Genomic DNA, 668 nt, shown 5'->3' on the forward strand with positions numbered 1-668 from the left:
GCCCCTGCCTCGATCATAAACCTGTTACGGTAAGATCGCAGGTGATTATGATACCAGATAATATCGCTTTCAATGATTTCTCCGGTACGGGGATCGGTCACAGAAGGTCCCATCGCATTTCTTGTTGTGCTGGCCACATAGCGCACTACTGAATACCGTACATCTTCGGGACTGAATTCAGGATCTTCTTCCTTAGTTGGAGGATCTTTCGCAATTACTGCATTTTTAAAACCTGCAGCTTCAAAAGCCACGTTCCAGTCTTCTATCCCCTGCCGGAAGTAAGGCCTCCATTTTTCAGGCGTTGCAGGATCGAGGTACCATACAATAGGTTTTACCGGCTCTACCAGCTCACCTCTTTTATATGCTTCAATATCTTTAGGCACTAGTCTCCAGCGGTTGATGATCTCATAGTCATCAGCTTTAAGCGCCTGGGAATTGTAGTCATATTTGCGGGTTGTGAACCATCCCACACGATGATCGGCAAGGCGGGGCTGCATTTTATCTTCCGGAAGCAGGATCATGGACTGGTTCATCAACATAGAAATGGTGCCGGCCTGGTCTCTTTCGGGCGGTTCTTCGGCTTCATAGGTCAACACGTGCTTCACTTCAATGTTCTTCGGATAAGAGTGTGCCGATTGGATGTAAGTACGGGATTTATCCAGTTTTTT

1 protein-coding gene is annotated in these 668 nt (G+C 47.0%); it reads right to left on the reverse strand.

Annotation, left to right across the window (positions count from 1 at the left end; genetic code table 11):
* Nucleotides 1-668: DUF5117 domain-containing protein (locus HC175_RS16040; protein ID WP_168139414.1), on the reverse strand; the 668-nt coding region annotated here is incomplete at both ends.

It is taken from the genome of Salinimicrobium oceani (assembly GCF_012037645.1).